An 18,197-nucleotide genomic window follows, 5' to 3' on the forward strand; every position below is an offset into this window, starting at 1 on the left:
CGCGACGTCGGCACTTCCCCCGACGCTGGTCAGCACTGGCGATATGTTGTCGAGCGTCGCGCCGCATTTGCTCGGTTTACCTCACCGGCGGCAGACCGACGTGTGTCAGCACGCTGTTCAACATGTCGATGCATTCATCGCGCGCCCGTTCCAACTCGCCTGCGAAACGCGTGTCGGTGAAGTCCAGGAAGCCCTGCACCCGCCGTATTCGCTGATCCTTGAGTCCCTGTTCGATCTGCGTTCGCAGGTGTCGGAGAGCCTTGTCGACAAGCTGGATGCCGCCGCGAACATGGGTGTCGTCTATGTCGCGCCAGCCGCCGATCGACTTGCGGATCGGATGCCGGCTTTCGCGGTCGAGCAGCTCGCCCGTCCGAACCGCTCGCTGCGTGTCAGAGAGCGCTTGGAGGAATTCCTCAGGGCTCTCGCAGTGGAGCGGCACCTCGAAGGCAGGCCGCCCGAAGGCCATGGCGATCGTCGTGAGGATCACCTCGTCGAGGTCCTTTGCCCCACGGACCTTGATGACTTCCTCATAATACCAGCGCTGGAGTTCGGGAAAGGCGTTGAGGTAGCCAATGATGTCGTCCCAGGACCACACCATCACGCGGCAGTTCCGTCTGCCATTCACCCATTCTTCGTTGAGTTCATTCACCCAATTTTGCACCACGGTGTCGCGGCGCGCCGTCGTGGCGAGGATCCAGATCGATAGCTTGGACTTGAAGTTGAGCGACTTGGCGGCTTCGTCCCGTAGCAGCTTCCGGCTGACAGGTCCGCCCGGGTATGGGCTGCCGTGCTCGTCCAAGTCGGCGAGCCGCTTGCATTGGACGCCGATCAATCCATAGCGCTTCGAGCGACCGAACACGTCCACACCGTCCTGCGCCTGGCCCGGCCTGCCGAACGGCTGCGCGTCGGGAATGCCGTAGACTTCGCCCAGCAATCCGTTCGCGAGATCCTCGAACTGTTGCCAGTAGAGCGGCGGCTGGAAGAATTGATTCACTGTCGGCAACTGCACCCCCAAAATCGACGGCTTAGCCGGCGAACCGGCGGGACGAGTCATATCAGCTCGTCTGGCGCAACGATATGTCGCTGATCATGGCCCGGGCCTCGGGCGTAGTCACACCGTTACTCTAGAGCGAAAGTGTGAAATCGAAAGGGGATTGTCCGGCGCGTCGAACGGAACGAAAGGGCGGCAGCTTTCCGATGCTACCGAGAAAGAGCGGACAGCAGATAATAGGGCAAGTTGCTGCAGGCAGCTTCGCATTGGGCGAACGGCAAGTTGTGTCAGAGGGTGCCGTTCAAACACTGACCACCGAACAACTGGCTTTGGTCGGTAGCTGTCATGAACGTGAACACTGCGAATGGCGGCTTTCGGTCATCCCTTTCGGATAACCGACATTCCGCTCCCCCCCCATTGCTGCCGTCCCGCGGCCTTCCAAGGCTTGCTGTTGTAGCGCTTGCAACGACACGCTTTAGTTATAGATGCCTCATGTCACGCGCAGGCAGAACACGCGCAGTGTGAGAGCAGTTAACTGACTTTCGCTCTCAAATTCGTGCAAAAGCGATATAGATTTGTAACGCTGTATTTCTGGAACCGGACCCTGCTAACCTCTGATAATGACGATAGAAACCCGGCACCTGCGCTATGCAATCGCGGCCCTTGAGCAAGGGAGCATCAGAAAAGCCGCCCTGAAACTTGGCGTGCGGCAGATGACGGTTGTCAGGCATATTGAGGCGCTTGAGAACCATGTCGGCTATTCCCTGTTTACAAGGAGGCGAGACGGCGTTCACCCCACAGACGATGGCACCACTTTCATGCAGGCCGCACGACGTATCCTACAGGACATGGAGAGTCTGACTGCCCATGCGCGCTCCAACCGCCATAAGAGAGGTGAGCGCATTGCTATTGGATTTTATACCTCAGTTTCGACCGGCAATCTGCGCGCCACCCTGACTGAATTCCGCAGTCGTTACCCGGACCTCCAGTGGCGGCTGGTCGGTGGTACCCGCCGTGAGCTTCTTGCGGCCGTTGAACGGGGTCATCTTGACATTGCCATCGTGACGGCTGGCGAATTGAACTGGCCGGAAGGGTCTCTTCCGCTGTGGCCAGAGCGATGCATTGCCGTCTTACCCGCGAAACACCCTCTTGCTGGCGAAGCGGTGCTCGAATGGATGATGCTGAAAAAGGAGCGGTTTCTGGTCAGCAGTCTGGATCCAGGTCAGGAACTGACACGGATCATTCGCGCATGTCTGGGCCGCGGCAGTCATCATCCCACCCTGATCGAGCATGATATCCCGTTGGCGTCTCTGCGGCCTTTTGTCAGTGAGGACCGAGGGATCATGATCGATTGTGAAAGCAGCACAGGCGAGACGTTGCCGGGGATCGTCTACCGGGAGCTACGCTTCGAAAACGCACCGAGCGAGTTGCGCTTCGCTGCCTGCTGGTTGCGAAGCAATCCAAGCCGCCCCCTCGCCTCCTTCCTCTCCCTGCTCAGAGAGCGTTACCCGGACCTGATCCCGCCGACTTCGTCCGAGCCACCCGTGAATGGCGCTGTTTCTGGAACGCCCGATCCGTCTCCATGAAACGTCCAACCATAAGCGGCACCAGTCTGGCCGCGTCAGTTACGGTGTCTGCAGGCTCGCCGGCAGTGCCCGAGACCAGTTCGACATAGAGCAGCAGATCCCGATGGATTTCCGCCGTCAATTCGATCGTCAGCTTCACGGGCCGACTGTCGGGGATGGCACTGATACGGAGTTTGGTCATGGGGATGCTCCTTCCTGCTGATGCCAGGGTTTGAGGACAAGATCGCGATTGACGATCAGGGTGAACGGAAGCCCGGGCCGGTCAGTCAGCGTGGGCTGCACGTCCATGCTGCGGTCGATCAGACGGTTCCCCACCATGGAAAATCCGTTGCTGGCCCCGCTGCGGATCGCCTGAAACAGGTTGTTCTCGCCCCATGATGTGCCGGCTTCGGAACCGACGCTAAGCAGGGTCGTGACCAGAGCGGCCTTGAAGAGTTGGCCCCAGTGCTGGTCCACCAGATCCTTCAGGCCGGTCTGGCCGATCGCATCCGCGCCAGGCATCCTGTCGAACACGATGCTTTCACCATCGGGCCGGATAAGTCGGGTCCAGATGACCTGCGTGCGCTGCTGACCGAACGAGATGCTGCTGTTGTAGCTCCCGAACAGCGTGCTGCCCTGGGGAACCAGAAGATAACGGCCGGTCGGACTGTCATAGACATTCTGCGTCACATGCCCAATGAGCTGGCCCGGCAGGTCGGAACTGACTTTGGTGTTCAGCGCGCCCGCAATCACTGTCCCAGCCTGAATCACGTAGGGCGAAGCCGGTGGCGTCAGACGATCGGGGCTGACCGTGACACGGTCGGGCTCTCCCGCCAGAAAGGCACGGTTGGCAGCCTGACGGTCATTCGCGCCAGATTGTGCAGCTGTGACGTTACCCCCGGTTGCCGGTGCAGCGATGGGGAGTTCATTGTCCTGTCGCCCGCCATCACGTGTCTGCACGAACAGCTTGCTGGCTATGGCAGCCGCGACTTCCTGTTCGGCGCGATGGTCGCCCATGCCGGAGACAGGACCAGCGCGTCCTTCCTGCTGCGCTTTCAGGATCGGTTTGCCCAGATCACCAGGCAAGGGCGGTCCCAGCTTCGGCACGCCGGTATAATCCTTCGGCAAGGCATCCAGCCCGTCGGCCGAGGGACGCGCATCAGACTCCTGAACGACTGACGGTGCCCCCTGACGACCGGAATTCTGGAGCGCATAACCGAGCGCCAGACCTATTCCGATCATCGCGGTGCCGGCCAGCGCCCAGATGACGTAGCGCGACAGCCGGACGACCTTTGGCCATTCCGCCCGCAGACGGAGGTCTGGCGTAGATGGCGGAACCGCCGGGCGCCCGCTTTCCATTCCCCCTTCGCGCCCTGCGTCGCGGCCCGCATCCTCCTCGCCCGTCATGAGCGCCGTCCATCGGTACGGACAATCCGCACGCGCTGTTCAGACTGTTTGTCGCCCAGCCGCAGTTCAGCGGCAGCAAACAGCCGATCCACGATCATCCAGTTCTGCCGGACGCGATAATTGACCAGTTCCGGTCCGCCATCGGCCCCCAGCACGAACAACGGCGGCAGTTCTCCCTGCCCTATTCCCGATGGGAAGGCGATATAGACCTTATGCCCATCATCGAAGGCCCGGCTGGGCAGCCAGGGCGGTGTTCCGCCTTTGACCGGCTGGACGGCATAGCGGAAATTCAGGCTATCAAGATTGAGCCCCGTTTCAATGGGCGCTTCGTCCTCTGCCGCGTTGTCTTGCCGACGCAGGGCGATCAGATCGTCCTCAGGATAATCCCACGATACCGACGCCATGTAGGTCGCGGGTGTGGAACGCAGTTCCGCCAGATAGGTCCGCCGATCCGTGTTAACGATCAGATTGGTGGTAAGGTCCGGTCGGGTTGGTTTGACCAAAATATGGATACGTTTGCTCGCCCCTGCCCCGCTCTCGGTATCGCCGATGATCCAGCGCACGGTATCCCCCGCTGCCACCGGCCCCGTGCCGACCAGTTTTTCGCCCTGCTGGAGCATGATGTCGGTGATTTCACCCGGCGCGGTGTAGACCTGATAGAGCGCGCCCGGACTGTAGGGATAAACCTGCACCGCATTAATAAACCCTGCCCGCGTAGGCTGAATGCGCGCGGCCAGATTGGCCTGCGTCACACGCGCGGTTGGGTCGGCGACTTCGGAGGCCGGATGGACCGCTCGTCGTGACGGCAGCGGCTTCAGTTGGCCCGGCAAGGGAAGCGGTTTCGGGACTTCAACCACCTGAACCGGCTTCGGCGGATCCAGCAGACGTGTAGCCTGCACGGCATCATCATAGCGGATAACGGGTGGATGATACTGCTGCGCGCATCCAGCCAGAGGCATGATCATTAGTGGCAGAAAACGAAGAGCACGACGAATCATTGGCCCAGTTCCTTCGACCAGTTGATGGCGGAGACGTAAATCCCCAGAGGATTTTTTCGGAGGTGGTCGGCGTCACGCGGCGTGTTGAGCCTGATCACAACAATGGCGGTCCATCGCTCTGTGCCAACGAAAGCCCCATCGCGATAATGCCGCTCGACCCATGCAATCCTGAAACTCGTGGGCGACGCACGGATGACCGATGAGACATCCAACTCAACCTGCTCACGCCCGACCCGGGCAAAAGGGTCATTCAGGCGCGCATAGTCATTCAGTGCGACGGCACCTGACGTTGTGGTGAAATCATACCCACGCAGCCAGTTCTGCCGCACCACCACGGGATCGGAGGACAGACTGCGGATATCCTCGATGAAGCGGGCCAGATACCAGGCAATCTGTGAATCGGTGGGCCTGTAGGACGCTGTTGCAGGGGCGACGACCTGCGCCTCGCCCAGATGATCGACCTGCACGACCCACGGCGTGACTGTGCCGCGCGCGGACTGCCAGACCAGTCCCGCGCCAAGTCCGACGGACAGGAACAGCGACCCGAACGCCATCAGTCGCCAGTTCCGCGCCTGGACGCGGGCGGACCCAATGCGCTCGTCCCATATCTGCGCCGCTTTTTGATAAGATGTGACCGGCTCGGGTGTTGCCCCGTAGCGCGTGGTGGAGCGACGGAACATCGTCCTTATTCCTTTTCTGACAGATCAATGGACGCCGATCCGCCTCCGCCATCGGCGGCGCGGATGACATGTGCCGCCTCGGCGGCATGGGTGGCGGCGTTGCGACGCTTCATGGTGCGCGCCCAGCGCGGCGGCTCACCGTCGGTACGACCGGAGCCAGCCCCGCCCTCTCCACCACCATCACCACCTCCGGACGGACCGGTACCTGCCGGGCCACCACCGGCCGGAGAACCTCCTCCACCAGAGGGATTGTCCCCGGATGGCGTGGGGCCACCTCCGTCAGAACCACCGGTTTCACCACCCTGCTCGCCCCCCATGCCCTGTGCGGCCCATTGGCTGCCGGCGGCGTAACTTTCCTTGAGAGATGAGCCTGCACGCGATGCCGCCCCTTTGGCGGCATTCGCGATATTCCCGCCGACAGCCCGGCCCATGCCTCCGATCCCGGCGGCCATACTGCCCGCGCCACCAGATGCGCCAGCCGCTCCGGCCGAATAGGCTGACGTGGCGGCCCCGGCGATCGCGGCTCCTCCGCGGGCGGCGGCAGCGGTCGCACCCACAGCCGCAGCGCCACCAGAGGCGACGGCTCCAACACCAGCCACCGCCGCAGCCCCCATGGCACCAACCGCCATACCAGTGCCGACAGCGGCCCCTGCCCCAAGCTGGGGAGCTCCGGAGATCAGCCCGTTGGCGATGCTGCCGCCAAAAATCGACAGGCCGACAATCGCTAGAGAGGCCAGCACCACCGACACCGCTTGCCCGATGGTTGGCACATCGCTGCCATAGGATGTTGCAAATTGCCCGAACAGAACGGAGGCGATGGCGGAGATCACCGCCAGCACCATGATCTTCACGCCCGAGGATACGACGTTGCCCAGCACCTTCTCCGCCAGAAAAGCAGTGCGATTGAACAGGGCGAACGGGATCAGCACGAAGCCCGCCAGCGTGGTCAGCTTGAATTCGATCAGAGCGACAAAAAGCTGCACGGCCAGAATGAAGAACGCCGCGAGCACGATCAGCCAGGACAGACAGAGCACGAAGATCTGGATGAAATTCGTAAAGAAGGCGACTGGGCCGAGCAGAGTGTGGGCAGAGTCCAACAAAGGGCGGGCGGCATCAAAACCGGTGGACGCGAGGCGGCCAGGACGAAGAAAGTCCGCAAGAGCCAGCCTGCCTCCGCCTGCCCTCAGACCAAGCTGGGCAAAACTGTCAAACACCAGCTTTGACAGATGGTCGAAATTGTTAATCACGAAGGCGAAGAAACCGATATACAGCGTCTTCTTGACCAGGCGCTGGATGATGTCCTCATCCGCCGCCCAGGCCCAGAACAGCCCGGCCAGTGCGATATCCAGCACAGACAGTGTTCCTGCCAGCGAGATCACATCCCCTTTCACCAGACCGAACCCGGTATCGATGGTGGTGGTGAAGGCATTCAGGAAGGTGTCGATCACCCCGACATCGTTGGTGGCCATGGCGGTCAGTTCCCGCTGCTGCCGAACATCGACACCGTGCCGGGCACGTAGGCGTCATGCTGGGAGAAATGCTGATACTGCGCTTCGCTCTCCGCTTCCGTAGCGGCCTCGCGCGCCTGTTGCAGGGCGGTGGCCCGGCCATTGGCGGCGAGTTCGGCCTGGATATCGGATAACTGACGGGATTGCAGAGCCAGAAGCTGGTTTCCAGCCTGCGCGGCCTGCAACGCGCCTGTCGAGGTCTGGCTGGAGGACACGAGCTGGCTCATGGCCGAACTATCGCTGGGGATATTGCCCACCACCCGCGCCTGCAGCTTCAGGGCATCCTCAAACCCACCGATGGAATTCTGCCAGCGCGTCTGCGCCTGGTTGAACAGGGCACTGTCGGACATCCCGGAGGAGACGGACGTGTACGCCTGCTGATACTGCTGCTCGACGGACTGGACGCTGTAGGCGATGTTCTGCGCCTGCGCGAGCAGAGCCGTCGTCTGGGAAATCGTTGATTGCAGCGTCGACAATGTCGAGAGTGGCAGGCTTGCGAGGTTCCGCCCCTGATTGACCAGCACCTGCGCCTGATTGGCGAGAGAGGTGATCTGGTTGTCGATCTGCTGGAGCGTACGAGCTGCGATCAGCACGTTCTCGACATGGTTCGCCCCGTCATACACGGCCCATTGCGCGTGCGCCGGACGTAAGGGAGAGAACGTCCCGCCGACCGCCAGCAGTGCAGAAGAGAGAAGAACACCTCGGCGGAAACGTTTTTCGTGAGCGCGACCGAAAAATTCAGTCCAAGGCCCGAAAGTTTTTTCCGTCATGGCACGCCCTCCGATCGGAGGTCTTCACCCAAAAGATCCGCCGCCCATGCCACACCACGCGCCTCAAACCACGCGGGGAGAAAACCGTCGCGGCCGTGTTCCGCCAGAACCGCATCAATCAGCCTGTGATCGTCCTTGCCGGATGCGGCGCACAGGGCCAGAGCGACGGGACCGAGGCCGAGTTCGAACAGCCGGTTGCCACGCTGGGTCTGGCAGTAATACTCCCGCTTCGAGGCAGCCCGCGCGATGATGGCAATCTGACGGTCGTTCAGACCGAAGTCGCGATAGATGGTCATAATCTGCGGCTCGATGGCCCGCTCGTTAGGCAGAAAGATCCGCGTCGGGCAGCTTTCCACCACGGCCGGGGAGATGGGTGAATTGGCAATGTCGGAAAGCGACTGCGTGGCGAAGATGACGCTGGCATTCTTTTTGCGCAGCGTTTTCAGCCATTCGCGGAGCTGGCCGGCGAAATCGCCGTCATCCAGCACCAGCCATCCCTCGTCGATGACCAGCAGCGTCGGGCGGCCGTCCAGACGACCCTCAATGCGATGGAACAGGTAGGCGAGAACGGGTGACGCCGCACCGGAGCCGATCAGCCCCTCGGTCTCGAACACCACCGCATCGGCGTCACCCAGCCGCTCGGCGTCCGCGTCCAGCAGGCGACCATAAGGACCATCCAGGCAGTATGGCGCCAATGCCTGTTTCAGGGCGTTGGACTGGAGGAGTGCTACCAACCCGGACAGGGTGCGTTCCGGCACAGGCGACGATGCCAGGGAATTCAGGGCCGACCAGAGGTATGCTTTGACGTCTGGCGTCAGCGCGATCCCTTCAGTGACCATGATCTGCCCCAGCCATTCGCTGGCCCATTTGCGCTCGTCGGCATCATCGATCCACGCCAGTGGCTGGAGTGAAACACCGGGAAAGCCGTCCACACCCGGGGCGTCGTCATCCGTCAGACCCCCGCCAAGATCATGCCAGTCTCCGCCCATACCAAGCGCGGCCGCCCGCATGGACCCGCCGAAGTCAAAGGCGAATATCTGCGCACCCACATAGCGACGGAACTGCAACGCCATCAAAGCCAACAGCACCGACTTACCCGCCCCCGTCGGTCCCGCGATCAAGGTGTGACCGACATCACTGGCATGAAGCGAGAACCGGAACGGTGTGGCCCCAGCGGTCTTGCCGTAGAACAGCGGCGCCGCCTTGAAATGCACGTCCTGGTCCGGTCCCGCCCAGACGGCGGAGAGCGGGATCATATGCGCCAGGTTCAACGTCGAGACCGGGGGCTGACGGACATTGGCGTAGACATGACCTGGCAGAGATCCCAGCCACGCCTCTACAGCGTTCAGGCTTTCCGTCATGCAGGTAAAGTCACGCCCCTGGATGATCTTCTCGACCAGACGCAGCTTCTCGGCGGCGATTGAGGCTGATCCGTCCCAGACCGTCACGGTCGCGGTGATGTACGCCTGCCCGACGTCATCCGCACCAAGGGACTGGAGCGCCAGATCGGCATCAGCCGCCTTATTAGCGGCGTCGTTGTCCACCAACACCGAGGCCTCATTGGTCATGACTTCGCGGACGATGGCCGCAATGCTCTTGCGCTTTGCGAACCACTGACGCCGGATCTTCGTCAGAACCTTCGTCGCATCGGTTTTGTCCAGCAGGATCGCCCGCGTGGACCAACGATAGGGCATGGCCAACCGATTGAGGTCATCGAGAATTCCGGGAAATGTCCGCGATGGGAAACCCGTAATGGTCAGGGTTTTCAGATAGGCATCACCGAGCTTCGGCTCCAAACCACCCGCGAGCGGTTGATCCACCAGCAGCGCGTCGAGATGCATGGGGATTTCCGGCACCCGGACACGCTGGTTCCGGGTGGAAATGGTGGAATGGAGATAGGTCAGCGTCTCGCCGTCATTCAGCCATGCCGCTTCAGGCATGAACCCGTCCAGCAGGGCCAGCAGCCGATCGCTGCGATCCACGAAGGCATGGAGCATACCGTGCGGGTCCGGCCCGTCATGTTCCCGCCCCTCATAAAGAAAGCGCGCTGCCCGGTCAGATGATTCAGCAGGCGGTAGCCAGACAAGCGTGAGAAAATACCGGCTCTCGAAATGCGCGCCCTCATCCTCAAACTGCTCCCGGCGTTCCAGATCGACCATCTGACTGGCGGCGTCCGGGAAATCGCTCTCAGGGTAGATAGTAGCGGGAACGCGCTGCGCTTCCACGAACACTGCCCAGCCTGAACCCAATCTCCGCAAGGCATTATTGAGTCGTGCCGTCACACCCACCAGTTCAGCAGGCGTTGCGCTATCGAGATCAGGGCCGCGTATTCTTGCGGTGCGCTGGAAAGACCCATCCTTGTTCAGGACAACACCTTTTTCGACCAACGCGGCCCAAGGCAGGAAGTCGGAGAGGAGCGCAGCACGGTTGCGATATTCGTCAAGGGACATCATCGCCCTGCCCTCCTATACCCGCAACCAGGCTGGGTAGCGAAGATGCCGCCGTCCGACCTCAATGAAGAACGGATCGCGCCTGGCGCCCCAGACCGCGAGTGTGTGCCCCACGATCCAGAATGCCGCGCCAATCAGCCATAGCCGCAGGCCCAGCGCGATCGCGGCAGCCAGTGTGCCGTTGGCAATGGCCACGGCACGTGGCGCGCCACCCAGCAGGATCGGATCGGTCAGGGAGCGATGCACCGGGACATGAAAGCCCGGCACCGCATCATCGTTATAGTCCGCCATCAGATCAGCGCCCCGCCCGAGAAGGAGAAGAAGGACAGAAAAAACGAGCTGGCCGCAAAAGCTATGGACAAACCAAAGACGATCTGGATCAGGCGACGAAATCCGCCCGAGCTTTCCCCAAAGGCGAGGGTCAGGCCGGTCACGGTGATGATGATCACCGAGACGATCTTCGCGACCGGCCCTTGCACGGATTCCAGAATCTGGTTGAGCGGCTCTTCCCATGGCATACCGGCCCCCGATGCCCAGGCCGATGACCCGAAGCAGAGCGACAGCAGCATCGCTGTGCCGATCACACGACTATCGGGCAGGCTGCAAGCAGACCGGGCGACGGAATGGAGGCGTGAACGGGACATCATGATGACTCTCCCTTCCCGGAGAATGGTGTTTCGGAGGATGACAGGCTGGCCGGACGGATGCGGTAAGCGCCTGTGGCGGGATCAAGACCGTCGATTTCGGCCAGTTCACTCAGACGACGAGCGGTGCCGCGCCCTGACAGCACGGCGACCACGTCAATGGTTTCGGCAATCATCGCGCGTGGCACGGTGACGACGGCTTCCTGAATCAACTGTTCCAATCGATAGAGGGCAGCCAGCACCGATCCGGCGTGGAGTGTACCAATCCCGCCCGGATGGCCGGTGCCCCAGGCCTTGAGCAGATCAAGAGCCTCGGGACCACGCACCTCCCCAATCGGGATACGGTCAGGGCGCAGGCGGAGTGCCGATCGCACCAGTTCGGACAGTGTGATGACACCATCCTTTGTACGCATGGCGATCAGATTGGGCGCCGTGCATTGCAGCTCGCGCGTGTCCTCGATCAGGACCACGCGATCCTCTGTTTTTGCGACCTCGGCCAGCAGCGCATTGGTCAGCGTGGTCTTGCCGGTCGATGTGCCACCGACCACAAGGATATTCCTGCAGGCCGTAACAGCAGTGCGCAGCCAGTCAGCCTGCGCTTCTGTCATGATGTTGGCCGCGACATAATCCCCGAGCGTGAAGACCGCGACGGCCGGTTTTCGAATGGCAAAACTCGGTGCTGTCACCACCGGTGGCAGTAATCCTTCGAACCGCTCCCCACCCGGCAGTTCGGCTGATACGCGGGGGGCACCAGCATGCACCTCGGCTCCCGCATGATGAGCGACCAGCCGCACAATGCGTTCGGCATCGGCGGCGGAGAGAATTTCCCCCGTGTCGGTCATTCCGCCTGCCAGACGGTCAGTCCACAGCCGACCATCCGGGTTCAGCATGACCTCGATCGTGGCAGGGTCGGAGAGATGCGCCGCAATAGCAGGCCCCATCGCCGTACGCAGCATGGCGGAGCTTCGCACCGTCCCGGGGGACAAAGGCTGATGAACTGTCATGAAAACCCCCGCTTTTTGAGACCTGAGACACAGATCACAGGCGCGGGAAGTATTAAGAGGGGACCATTCCCCCAGTTTTCAACAGTGTTTCATCGGGCTGCGTAACGGGGCGCAATGAGGCGTAAAATTATCGGCGGGAGGCAGCACTCAGACAGACCCGACGCTATGAAAAGTCGGTTCTGCCGCAATCCGAAAAGACATATCCCTGAGTAAATTCAACCTCAGGCGTGCCTTCAAATTCAGCCGTAAGCACAGACACTGTTTTCGTTACGATGGATCTGGCTCCCCTCCGGCGGCATTGGACGGAAGAACATCTTCATGCAGGCGGCGGCCTGTCGCCAGACGCCTGCCGAGTGCTTCGATGAAGCCTTCATAACGCTCGGCCGCCTGCGCCCGTGCAGCAGCAGCCGAGCTTTCCGGCAACGCGGGCGTCATGATCATCCAGAAACGAATGAACTGGGCCAACGTCTCGACGGTAATCCCGGTATCACGCTCCAGCCGTGACAGGCGTTTATCGACACGGTCCAACCGTCGGGTCAGTGCGGCCTGCCCGGTCCCCTCTTCTGGCGAGAAAAAGACAGAAAGAGCTGTCTCGACCACGAGGGAACCGGACTGACGGCGGCGGGTTGCCATATCACTGACAGCTTTGAACAGATCGGGCTCGAGATAGACCGTCATCTGTTGCTTCTTGCGGGGGCGTTTCATGGTCCACCGATCTCCATGCCATCATCGCGGTCAATGGCAGCCAGCCGGGCGACTTTCTGCAGATCGAGAAAGTCCCGGTCCCACCGTGTGCCGCGCTGGCCGGCCTCGGGTGGCCTGGTCTGTTCGCGCTGCTCATCCGTCTCGTCGCGGGGTGGAATATCGCTGGGGTCGGCATCCGGAGTGCGCTTGTGACCAGCCCCCAGAGGCGTTTCCTCTTCCTGCGTTGGCTGTGTGGGAGCTGAGCCGTGTCCGGCTGTTTCAGGCAAGGGGCGCAGGGTCCAGTCATCCGGATGCGTTGGTGTTGACGCCTTTGCCTCGCCCGACTTAGGCGGTGGAAGCAATCGTTCCTTGAAGCGCGTATCAGCGTAATAGCGTGCCTTCTTGGCCCGTACAGGCGGGGTGCCAGCCGCCATGACAATTTCATCGGCTGGTGGAAGCTGCATGATTTCACCGGGCGTCAGGAGCGGGCGTGCGCTTTCCTGCCGCGAGACCATCAGATGCCCCAGCCAGGGTGACAGGCGATGCCCGGCATAGTTTTTCTGCGACCGGATTTCGGTCGCGGTCCCCAGCGCATCCGAAACCCGTTTGGCGGTCCGTTCATCATTGGTGGCAAAACTGACCCGCACATGGCAGTTATCGAGGATCGAGTTGTTCTGACCATAGGCTTTCTCAATCTGATTGAGGCTCTGGGCGATCAGAAAAGCCTTGATGCCATAGCCTCCCATGAACGCCAGAGCGCTCTCAAAAAAGTCGAGCCGTCCGAGTGCGGGAAATTCATCCAGCATCATCAGCAGGCGATGATTATGTTTATGCGCGTTCAGATCCTCGGTCAGCCTGCGCCCGATCTGGTTCAGCATCAGACGGATCAACGGTTTTGTACGACTGATATCCGAGGGTGGCACACTGAGATAAAGCGTGGTGGGCCGATGCCCTTTGACAATATCAGCAATCCGCCAGGCACAACGCGAGGTAACTTTCGCGACGACCGGATCGCGATACAGGCCAAGAAACGACATGGCGGTGGAGAGCACACCCGATCGTTCGTTGGGAGATTTGTTCAGCAGTTCACGGGCGGCTGATGCAACCACCGGATGCTGGCCATCCTTGCCGAGATGCTTCGTCTGCATCATCGCCGCTAGCGTGGCTTCAATCGAGCGTTTCGGATCGGAAAGCAGGTTGGCAACGCCATAGAGCGTCTTGTCCTGCTCCGCATACAGAACATGGAGGATGGCGCCCACTAGCAGAGAGTGTGATGTTTTCTCCCAATGGTTCCGGCGTTCAAGCGATCCTTCGGGATCGACAAGCACGTCCGCGACATTCTGGGCGTCGCGCACTTCCCACTCCCCCTGCCGGATTTCAAGCAGCGGGTTGTAGGGATCAGAAGCTGGATTGGTCGGGTCGAACAGAATGACCTGACTGAAACGCGCACGAAAACCCGCCGTAATCTGCCAGTTTTCACCCTTGATATCATGGACGATAGTTGATCCGGGCCATGTCAGAAGGGTAGGAATAACGAGCCCTACCCCTTTACCGGATCGGGTCGGCGCAAAACAGAGGACGTGCTCGGGACCATTATGGCGGAGATAGTCACGCCCATACTGCCCAAGAATGACACCGTCAGGATCGAGCAGCCCGGATTGCTGCAATTCCTCACGACTGGCCCAACGCGCGCTTCCGTAGGTCGCTACGCGTCTTGCCTCACGCGCACGACGGACAGAAAGTGCTATGGCAGACGCTAATGCCAGCACACCACCACTGCCCGCAATCCAACCGCCCTGTTCGAAGATATCCGGAGCATATGCGTCGTATAGATACCACCACCAAAAAATCATGGGTGGCCAATAAACTACCCAGTGCTGGAAGATTACAAACCACGGAGCCCCCAACTGAGCCTGAAATCCCAGTTTCCACGCGACCCACTGTGTCGCCAACCACCAGGAGAACACGATCATGAGCAGAACAACGCTCACCTGTCCCCATAAAATTTTAGAACCAGACATGAGAATAGTTTCCTCCGGCGCTACAGCCGGAAGAAATCAGACTATACGAATGGAGTATATTCAATACTTCGAAATTTAAATGCGTAGCTGAGCGTAAAATTGTCGATGCAATGAATATATTCATTAAAAAAATGATACGAATATTAATTTTCTATAGTATATTTATGTATTTTTTCAAGAAAAGGATCAATAATATCTTTAACCTCATCCCACTCATCTTCTTGCAAAAGTCGATACTCTGCACTCAAGCGAACTACATGATCAAAAGTCTCTTGTGTCGTAGCTTCAGCGCCAAGAATGATTTGTTTGTTTCCCAGTAAATGTGAAGAAATAAAAGCGATCATCCTAGGCAGGTTTTCCTCGTCTTGCCCTTGTTGCTGAGGTGAGTCAATCACTAAAGGTACTGAAAATGAACCATACTTACCGGAACAATTACTCCAAATGGCTGCATAATATGCAAGTATAGATCTTGGTCCCGCGCTTCCTGATACATCCGGTCTGGAAGATAGATTCATCTTTTTTGAGTTTTCGAAAGACACATTCAGCAATGATGCCGATTTTTCAAACGAAATGCGGAAATTACTTAATATTTCAGAAGATCTTTTTCTACTCACTAACACAGCTATATCAGCGTCAATCGACTCAATTTCTATATTTATTTCTTTAATTTTTGATTTTAATTCACTTAATTCCTCTTCAAAAGCCAAAGAAGCTGCTTCGCCCCCCATCCCAAGAATAACATCTCCAAAAATCAAATCTCCACGTTTTATTTCAAGAATTTTATTTATTCGAACATAATTTTCATTCAATATTTTTAGATCTACTTCTTTCAAACGAACTTTATTCTGCGCATCTATTAAATCCTCTTTCAGGCGGACTGATAAATCAAATAACACTCGCGCATCATCAGTGAATGATAATAGATCAAAGAATATTTTGTTATGTTCAGCACCACAAGTTGGACAAGTAAGATCTAAATCATGGTCTGATTGAAGGTAACGTGTATCTTTTTTATAATTTCTAAGCGCTTCATCGGCCATCTGAATTTGAAGAAACAGGCTTGAAACAGTTTCCCGCAATCTGACTAACTCATTGCGTTTATCTTCCTGTTTCGCGTTTAATTCAGTTATTTCTGAAGTAAGTCGGCTAATATCCTGCTCAAAAGCTTCAGGGACTACTTTAGGACCGCTTAACGGAAGTTTGTTGCTTAGACGCAGCCTTACCTGCTCCACTAAAAGCTTATCACGCACGATATCTGCCCGCGAAAATAACTTAGTCCTTCGCATTGAATTTAATTCATAATATTCTGGGGGCTTAACTCCTGTAAAATAATCCAAGACACTCGGTACTGGACTTTTATATTGCCCCATATATCTAAATGTATTCCATCCTGAAAACCAACTTCCATCTTGATTAATATAAAATGGAAGAAAAAAAGCTCTTGCGTCAGCAATTACAGTTTCATTATTTTTGTCAGTCAGAGCCAAATTAAATCCGAGGAGTTGTGAAAAATATGTTCCCCACTCTCCATCTTTAAATGTTAAAAATAATAAAGATCCTTTATCATCGAACAATGCTCTCAATGGTTTCTGATAAAGAACAGAATAATTTTTCTCGTTAATCGTAAAGCTGACTAACGTAATAGCGCCAACATCCCACCGAGATAACTTACCCTCTGGGTAAGCACCCAATGTGATAAAAAGAGATTTTATTATGGTAGACTTACCTGTGTGATTGCCTCCGACTAATAGATTTCTGTGGGGGCTGAAAGTTATCCTCCTTGCTTTTTTCTCGGCGTGAGATAGCAGTGAAATACTTTTGAATCTGAAGATTTTCATATGATTTTGTCCGCAGGCTTCTCACCAAACGCCTTAAGTTAGGTCCACGCATTGTTCGATCGCTCCACACAGGATATACGCTCTCAGCTTTGCTTTTTTTTCATGTGGAAACATTTCTGCAAGAGAGGCTGTGAGTGTTTCCAGCCAAGGCTGGAGTATAGGTGGTATTGGGTTTACAGGTAGTAATTTTTTTACTTCCATCTCTATCTCTATATCCTCTTTAAGGTTCGTTCCAGATAATTTTCTCCTACTAATTTCAGTTAAAGCTATTCGTATTGCTGTAATTTCAATCAAGTTAAACCCTTCTTTCTGTAATTGATTTAACCAAGAATCATAGTAAGGAGTAGGATCAATAATTTTTTCCAATGAATTTAATGCAGCTTGAAAATTCTTGCGTCCAAATCCATGCCGATAACGCATTTCTTCAAAATTTCTACATGTTTCCGTTCTCGCTCCAAGGGGAGTGATTTTTATTAGAAGGCTTTCAACAAAAGATTGAGCTTGTCCTGCGTGCAAAGGGCTACGATTACGCAAAAACTCACAAGCTTTTCCTATCGAATAAGGCACAGGATCATCTACAGGAATCGATACTTTTTCTATATAAAGCTTGGAGGTATCAGGTAATGATCCATTAGGATCAAAACTCTGAAGTGCTTTAACTAGAAGGTCTGAAAATTCAGTGGGAAGCATATCAAGACTTACCATTGTTGACGTCGCGGCGTTGGAACCATCTTTCATCAATAAGTCACAACCAGAGTTTGAAACAAAACGACCTTCACTAGACATAGTTTTAAAAGCATCTACAGCATTATAGAGCTTACCAATTGGGCTAGATTTTATGCTTTCGAGAGGAATACTCTTCCTCTTGCTCTTCTTTTTTTTCTGCGGGTCTTCTGGTTTGCTTAAACAACTCAGTCCCGACCAAGACCACTCACCTCGGTCCTTCTTTTTTAGCTGGAAAAGTTTTATTTTTTTCGGATCAATTTCAGAATCTAATATCGCAATATCTTGAACAGCCTCAAATAGAAATAAAAAATCTTCTGAATTATTACTTTCCATCTCAAGCATTTTTATTAATGCCCAATTTTTTTGAAATTCTATTCCTTTTTGGTTGTGCCCACCACCGGTCTCGGAAATTTCAGCACGCTGGGAAACTGTAAAAAATTCTGAAATTCCCACAGACACAAAAGCCTCCCATTGCAACACTCTGCAACTATGAACCTCATCAACATGAGGTCAAGCATTAAAAGCTATCGAGCTTTTGAATTTGATACCAAAAAAATTGATTGTTCTTTACAAAGAATACACATACGATTATCGTATAAATAATTTTATATTTACATGATTTATTTATATTTCTAATCCTTTTCTACGACCGAATGACCAATCCACACCTCCATCCTCCCGCGCGACGCCCGAGACATGACGCCCGATCTGTTTCTCCAGCGATGGCGTCCAGGGAACAAGCTGGAACCCGAGGCCACCGTCAATCATGGCGAAGCGCCCCGAGGCGAGGGTCAGGCGCTGCCGGTAGGTTCCAGTGACATACTCGCCCGCCTCGGCACTCTGGATGGGCTGACCAGTTTCGCGGGCCAAACGTTCGGCCACGTCCCCCATCTCCCGCGCCCGCATGGAGG

17 protein-coding genes are annotated in these 18,197 nt (G+C 56.7%); 1 reads left to right on the top strand and 16 read right to left on the bottom strand.

Annotation, left to right across the window (positions count from 1 at the left end):
• Positions 1-76 precede the first annotated feature (76 nt).
• Complete coding sequence (locus B7G66_RS09605) at positions 77-1,054, bottom strand: hypothetical protein (RefSeq protein ID WP_003618650.1); 978 nt, start codon at positions 1,052-1,054, stop codon at positions 77-79.
• A gap of 557 nt (positions 1,055-1,611) precedes the next feature.
• Here B7G66_RS09605 and B7G66_RS09610 point away from each other — a divergent pair.
• Complete coding sequence (locus tag B7G66_RS09610; RefSeq protein WP_003618648.1) at positions 1,612-2,577, top strand: LysR family transcriptional regulator; 966 nt, start codon at positions 1,612-1,614, stop codon at positions 2,575-2,577.
• Here B7G66_RS09610 and B7G66_RS09615 read toward each other — a convergent pair.
• From B7G66_RS09615 to B7G66_RS09685, 15 genes are all read right to left on the bottom strand, one after another.
• Entirely contained in the window at positions 2,486-2,758 is a 273-nt protein-coding gene (locus B7G66_RS09615; RefSeq protein WP_080545408.1) for a DUF2274 domain-containing protein, read from the bottom strand. The genes B7G66_RS09610 and B7G66_RS09615 overlap by 92 nt on opposite strands.
• Positions 2,755-3,963 carry a TrbI/VirB10 family protein gene (locus tag B7G66_RS09620; RefSeq protein WP_003618645.1) on the bottom strand — a complete coding sequence of 403 codons (1,209 nt, stop codon included), beginning with the start codon at positions 3,961-3,963 and terminating at the stop codon, positions 2,755-2,757. The genes B7G66_RS09615 and B7G66_RS09620 overlap by 4 nt, the downstream gene beginning before the upstream one ends.
• Positions 3,960-4,961, bottom strand: coding sequence for a P-type conjugative transfer protein TrbG (trbG, locus tag B7G66_RS09625; protein WP_003618642.1), 1,002 nt, complete (start codon positions 4,959-4,961; stop codon positions 3,960-3,962). Before trbG ends, B7G66_RS09620 begins: the two co-directional genes overlap by 4 nt.
• Complete coding sequence (trbF, locus tag B7G66_RS09630) at positions 4,958-5,641, bottom strand: conjugal transfer protein TrbF (RefSeq protein ID WP_003618640.1); 684 nt, start codon at positions 5,639-5,641, stop codon at positions 4,958-4,960. The genes trbG and trbF overlap by 4 nt, the downstream gene beginning before the upstream one ends.
• A 5-nt stretch (positions 5,642-5,646) precedes the next feature.
• A complete protein-coding gene (trbL, locus tag B7G66_RS09635; RefSeq protein WP_003618639.1) occupies positions 5,647-7,110 on the bottom strand; it encodes a P-type conjugative transfer protein TrbL in 1,464 nt (487 codons plus the stop codon).
• Positions 7,111-7,115: 5 nt separating this feature from the next.
• A complete protein-coding gene (gene trbJ, locus B7G66_RS09640) occupies positions 7,116-7,919 on the bottom strand; it encodes a P-type conjugative transfer protein TrbJ (RefSeq protein ID WP_003618638.1) in 804 nt (267 codons plus the stop codon).
• Positions 7,916-10,372, bottom strand: a complete 2,457-nt coding sequence (trbE, locus tag B7G66_RS09645; protein WP_003618636.1) for a conjugal transfer protein TrbE — start codon at positions 10,370-10,372, stop codon at positions 7,916-7,918. The genes trbJ and trbE overlap by 4 nt, the downstream gene beginning before the upstream one ends.
• A gap of 12 nt (positions 10,373-10,384) precedes the next feature.
• A complete protein-coding gene (locus B7G66_RS09650; RefSeq protein WP_003618634.1) occupies positions 10,385-10,660 on the bottom strand; it encodes a VirB3 family type IV secretion system protein in 276 nt (91 codons plus the stop codon).
• Positions 10,660-11,013 (bottom strand): TrbC/VirB2 family protein, encoded by a 354-nt coding sequence (locus B7G66_RS09655; protein WP_048859145.1) that lies wholly within the window; start codon positions 11,011-11,013, stop codon positions 10,660-10,662. The genes B7G66_RS09650 and B7G66_RS09655 overlap by 1 nt, the downstream gene beginning before the upstream one ends.
• Positions 11,013-11,969, bottom strand: coding sequence for a P-type conjugative transfer ATPase TrbB (gene trbB / locus B7G66_RS09660; protein ID WP_003618630.1), 957 nt, complete (start codon positions 11,967-11,969; stop codon positions 11,013-11,015). The genes B7G66_RS09655 and trbB overlap by 1 nt, the downstream gene beginning before the upstream one ends.
• 315 nt (positions 11,970-12,284) lie before the next feature.
• Positions 12,285-12,722 (bottom strand): hypothetical protein, encoded by a 438-nt coding sequence (locus B7G66_RS09665; protein ID WP_003618629.1) that lies wholly within the window; start codon positions 12,720-12,722, stop codon positions 12,285-12,287.
• The gene (locus tag B7G66_RS09670) at positions 12,719-14,722 is read right to left on the bottom strand and encodes a conjugal transfer protein TraG (protein WP_040510554.1); all 2,004 of its coding nucleotides are present in this window, start codon (positions 14,720-14,722) and stop codon (positions 12,719-12,721) included. The genes B7G66_RS09665 and B7G66_RS09670 overlap by 4 nt, the downstream gene beginning before the upstream one ends.
• Before the next feature lie 143 nt (positions 14,723-14,865).
• Positions 14,866-16,560 carry a V-type ATP synthase subunit I domain-containing protein gene (locus tag B7G66_RS17350; RefSeq protein ID WP_141312789.1) on the bottom strand — a complete coding sequence of 565 codons (1,695 nt, stop codon included), beginning with the start codon at positions 16,558-16,560 and terminating at the stop codon, positions 14,866-14,868.
• Positions 16,561-16,593: 33 nt separating this feature from the next.
• Positions 16,594-17,745 carry a dsDNA nuclease domain-containing protein gene (locus B7G66_RS09680; RefSeq protein ID WP_206778189.1) on the bottom strand — a complete coding sequence of 384 codons (1,152 nt, stop codon included), beginning with the start codon at positions 17,743-17,745 and terminating at the stop codon, positions 16,594-16,596.
• Between the two features lie 165 nt (positions 17,746-17,910).
• Positions 17,911-18,197 (bottom strand): DUF3363 domain-containing protein (locus B7G66_RS09685; RefSeq protein ID WP_148424791.1); only part of this gene is annotated, 287 nt, incomplete at its 5' end.

It is taken from the genome of Novacetimonas hansenii JCM 7643 (genome assembly GCF_000964405.1).
Lineage (GTDB): Bacteria > Pseudomonadota > Alphaproteobacteria > Acetobacterales > Acetobacteraceae > Novacetimonas > Novacetimonas hansenii.

Coding starts and splice junctions, on each gene's coding strand:
- B7G66_RS09665 (WP_003618629.1), bottom strand. CDS start 12,722: ATGAAACGCCCCCGCAAGAAGCAACAGATGACGGTCTATCTCGAGCCC.
- trbJ (WP_003618638.1), bottom strand. CDS start 7,919: ATGACGGAAAAAACTTTCGGGCCTTGGACTGAATTTTTCGGTCGCGCT.
- B7G66_RS09670 (WP_040510554.1), bottom strand. CDS start 14,722: ATGTCTGGTTCTAAAATTTTATGGGGACAGGTGAGCGTTGTTCTGCTC.
- B7G66_RS09655 (WP_048859145.1), bottom strand. CDS start 11,013: ATGTCCCGTTCACGCCTCCATTCCGTCGCCCGGTCTGCTTGCAGCCTG.
- B7G66_RS09650 (WP_003618634.1), bottom strand. CDS start 10,660: ATGGCGGACTATAACGATGATGCGGTGCCGGGCTTTCATGTCCCGGTG.
- B7G66_RS09620 (WP_003618645.1), bottom strand. CDS start 3,963: ATGACGGGCGAGGAGGATGCGGGCCGCGACGCAGGGCGCGAAGGGGGA.
- trbL (WP_003618639.1), bottom strand. CDS start 7,110: ATGGCCACCAACGATGTCGGGGTGATCGACACCTTCCTGAATGCCTTC.
- B7G66_RS09610 (WP_003618648.1), top strand. CDS start 1,612: ATGACGATAGAAACCCGGCACCTGCGCTATGCAATCGCGGCCCTTGAG.
- trbE (WP_003618636.1), bottom strand. CDS start 10,372: ATGATGTCCCTTGACGAATATCGCAACCGTGCTGCGCTCCTCTCCGAC.
- trbG (WP_003618642.1), bottom strand. CDS start 4,961: ATGATTCGTCGTGCTCTTCGTTTTCTGCCACTAATGATCATGCCTCTG.
- B7G66_RS09605 (WP_003618650.1), bottom strand. CDS start 1,054: ATGACTCGTCCCGCCGGTTCGCCGGCTAAGCCGTCGATTTTGGGGGTG.
- B7G66_RS09615 (WP_080545408.1), bottom strand. CDS start 2,758: ATGACCAAACTCCGTATCAGTGCCATCCCCGACAGTCGGCCCGTGAAG.
- trbB (WP_003618630.1), bottom strand. CDS start 11,969: ATGCTGCGTACGGCGATGGGGCCTGCTATTGCGGCGCATCTCTCCGAC.
- B7G66_RS17350 (WP_141312789.1), bottom strand. CDS start 16,560: ATGAAAATCTTCAGATTCAAAAGTATTTCACTGCTATCTCACGCCGAG.
- trbF (WP_003618640.1), bottom strand. CDS start 5,641: ATGTTCCGTCGCTCCACCACGCGCTACGGGGCAACACCCGAGCCGGTC.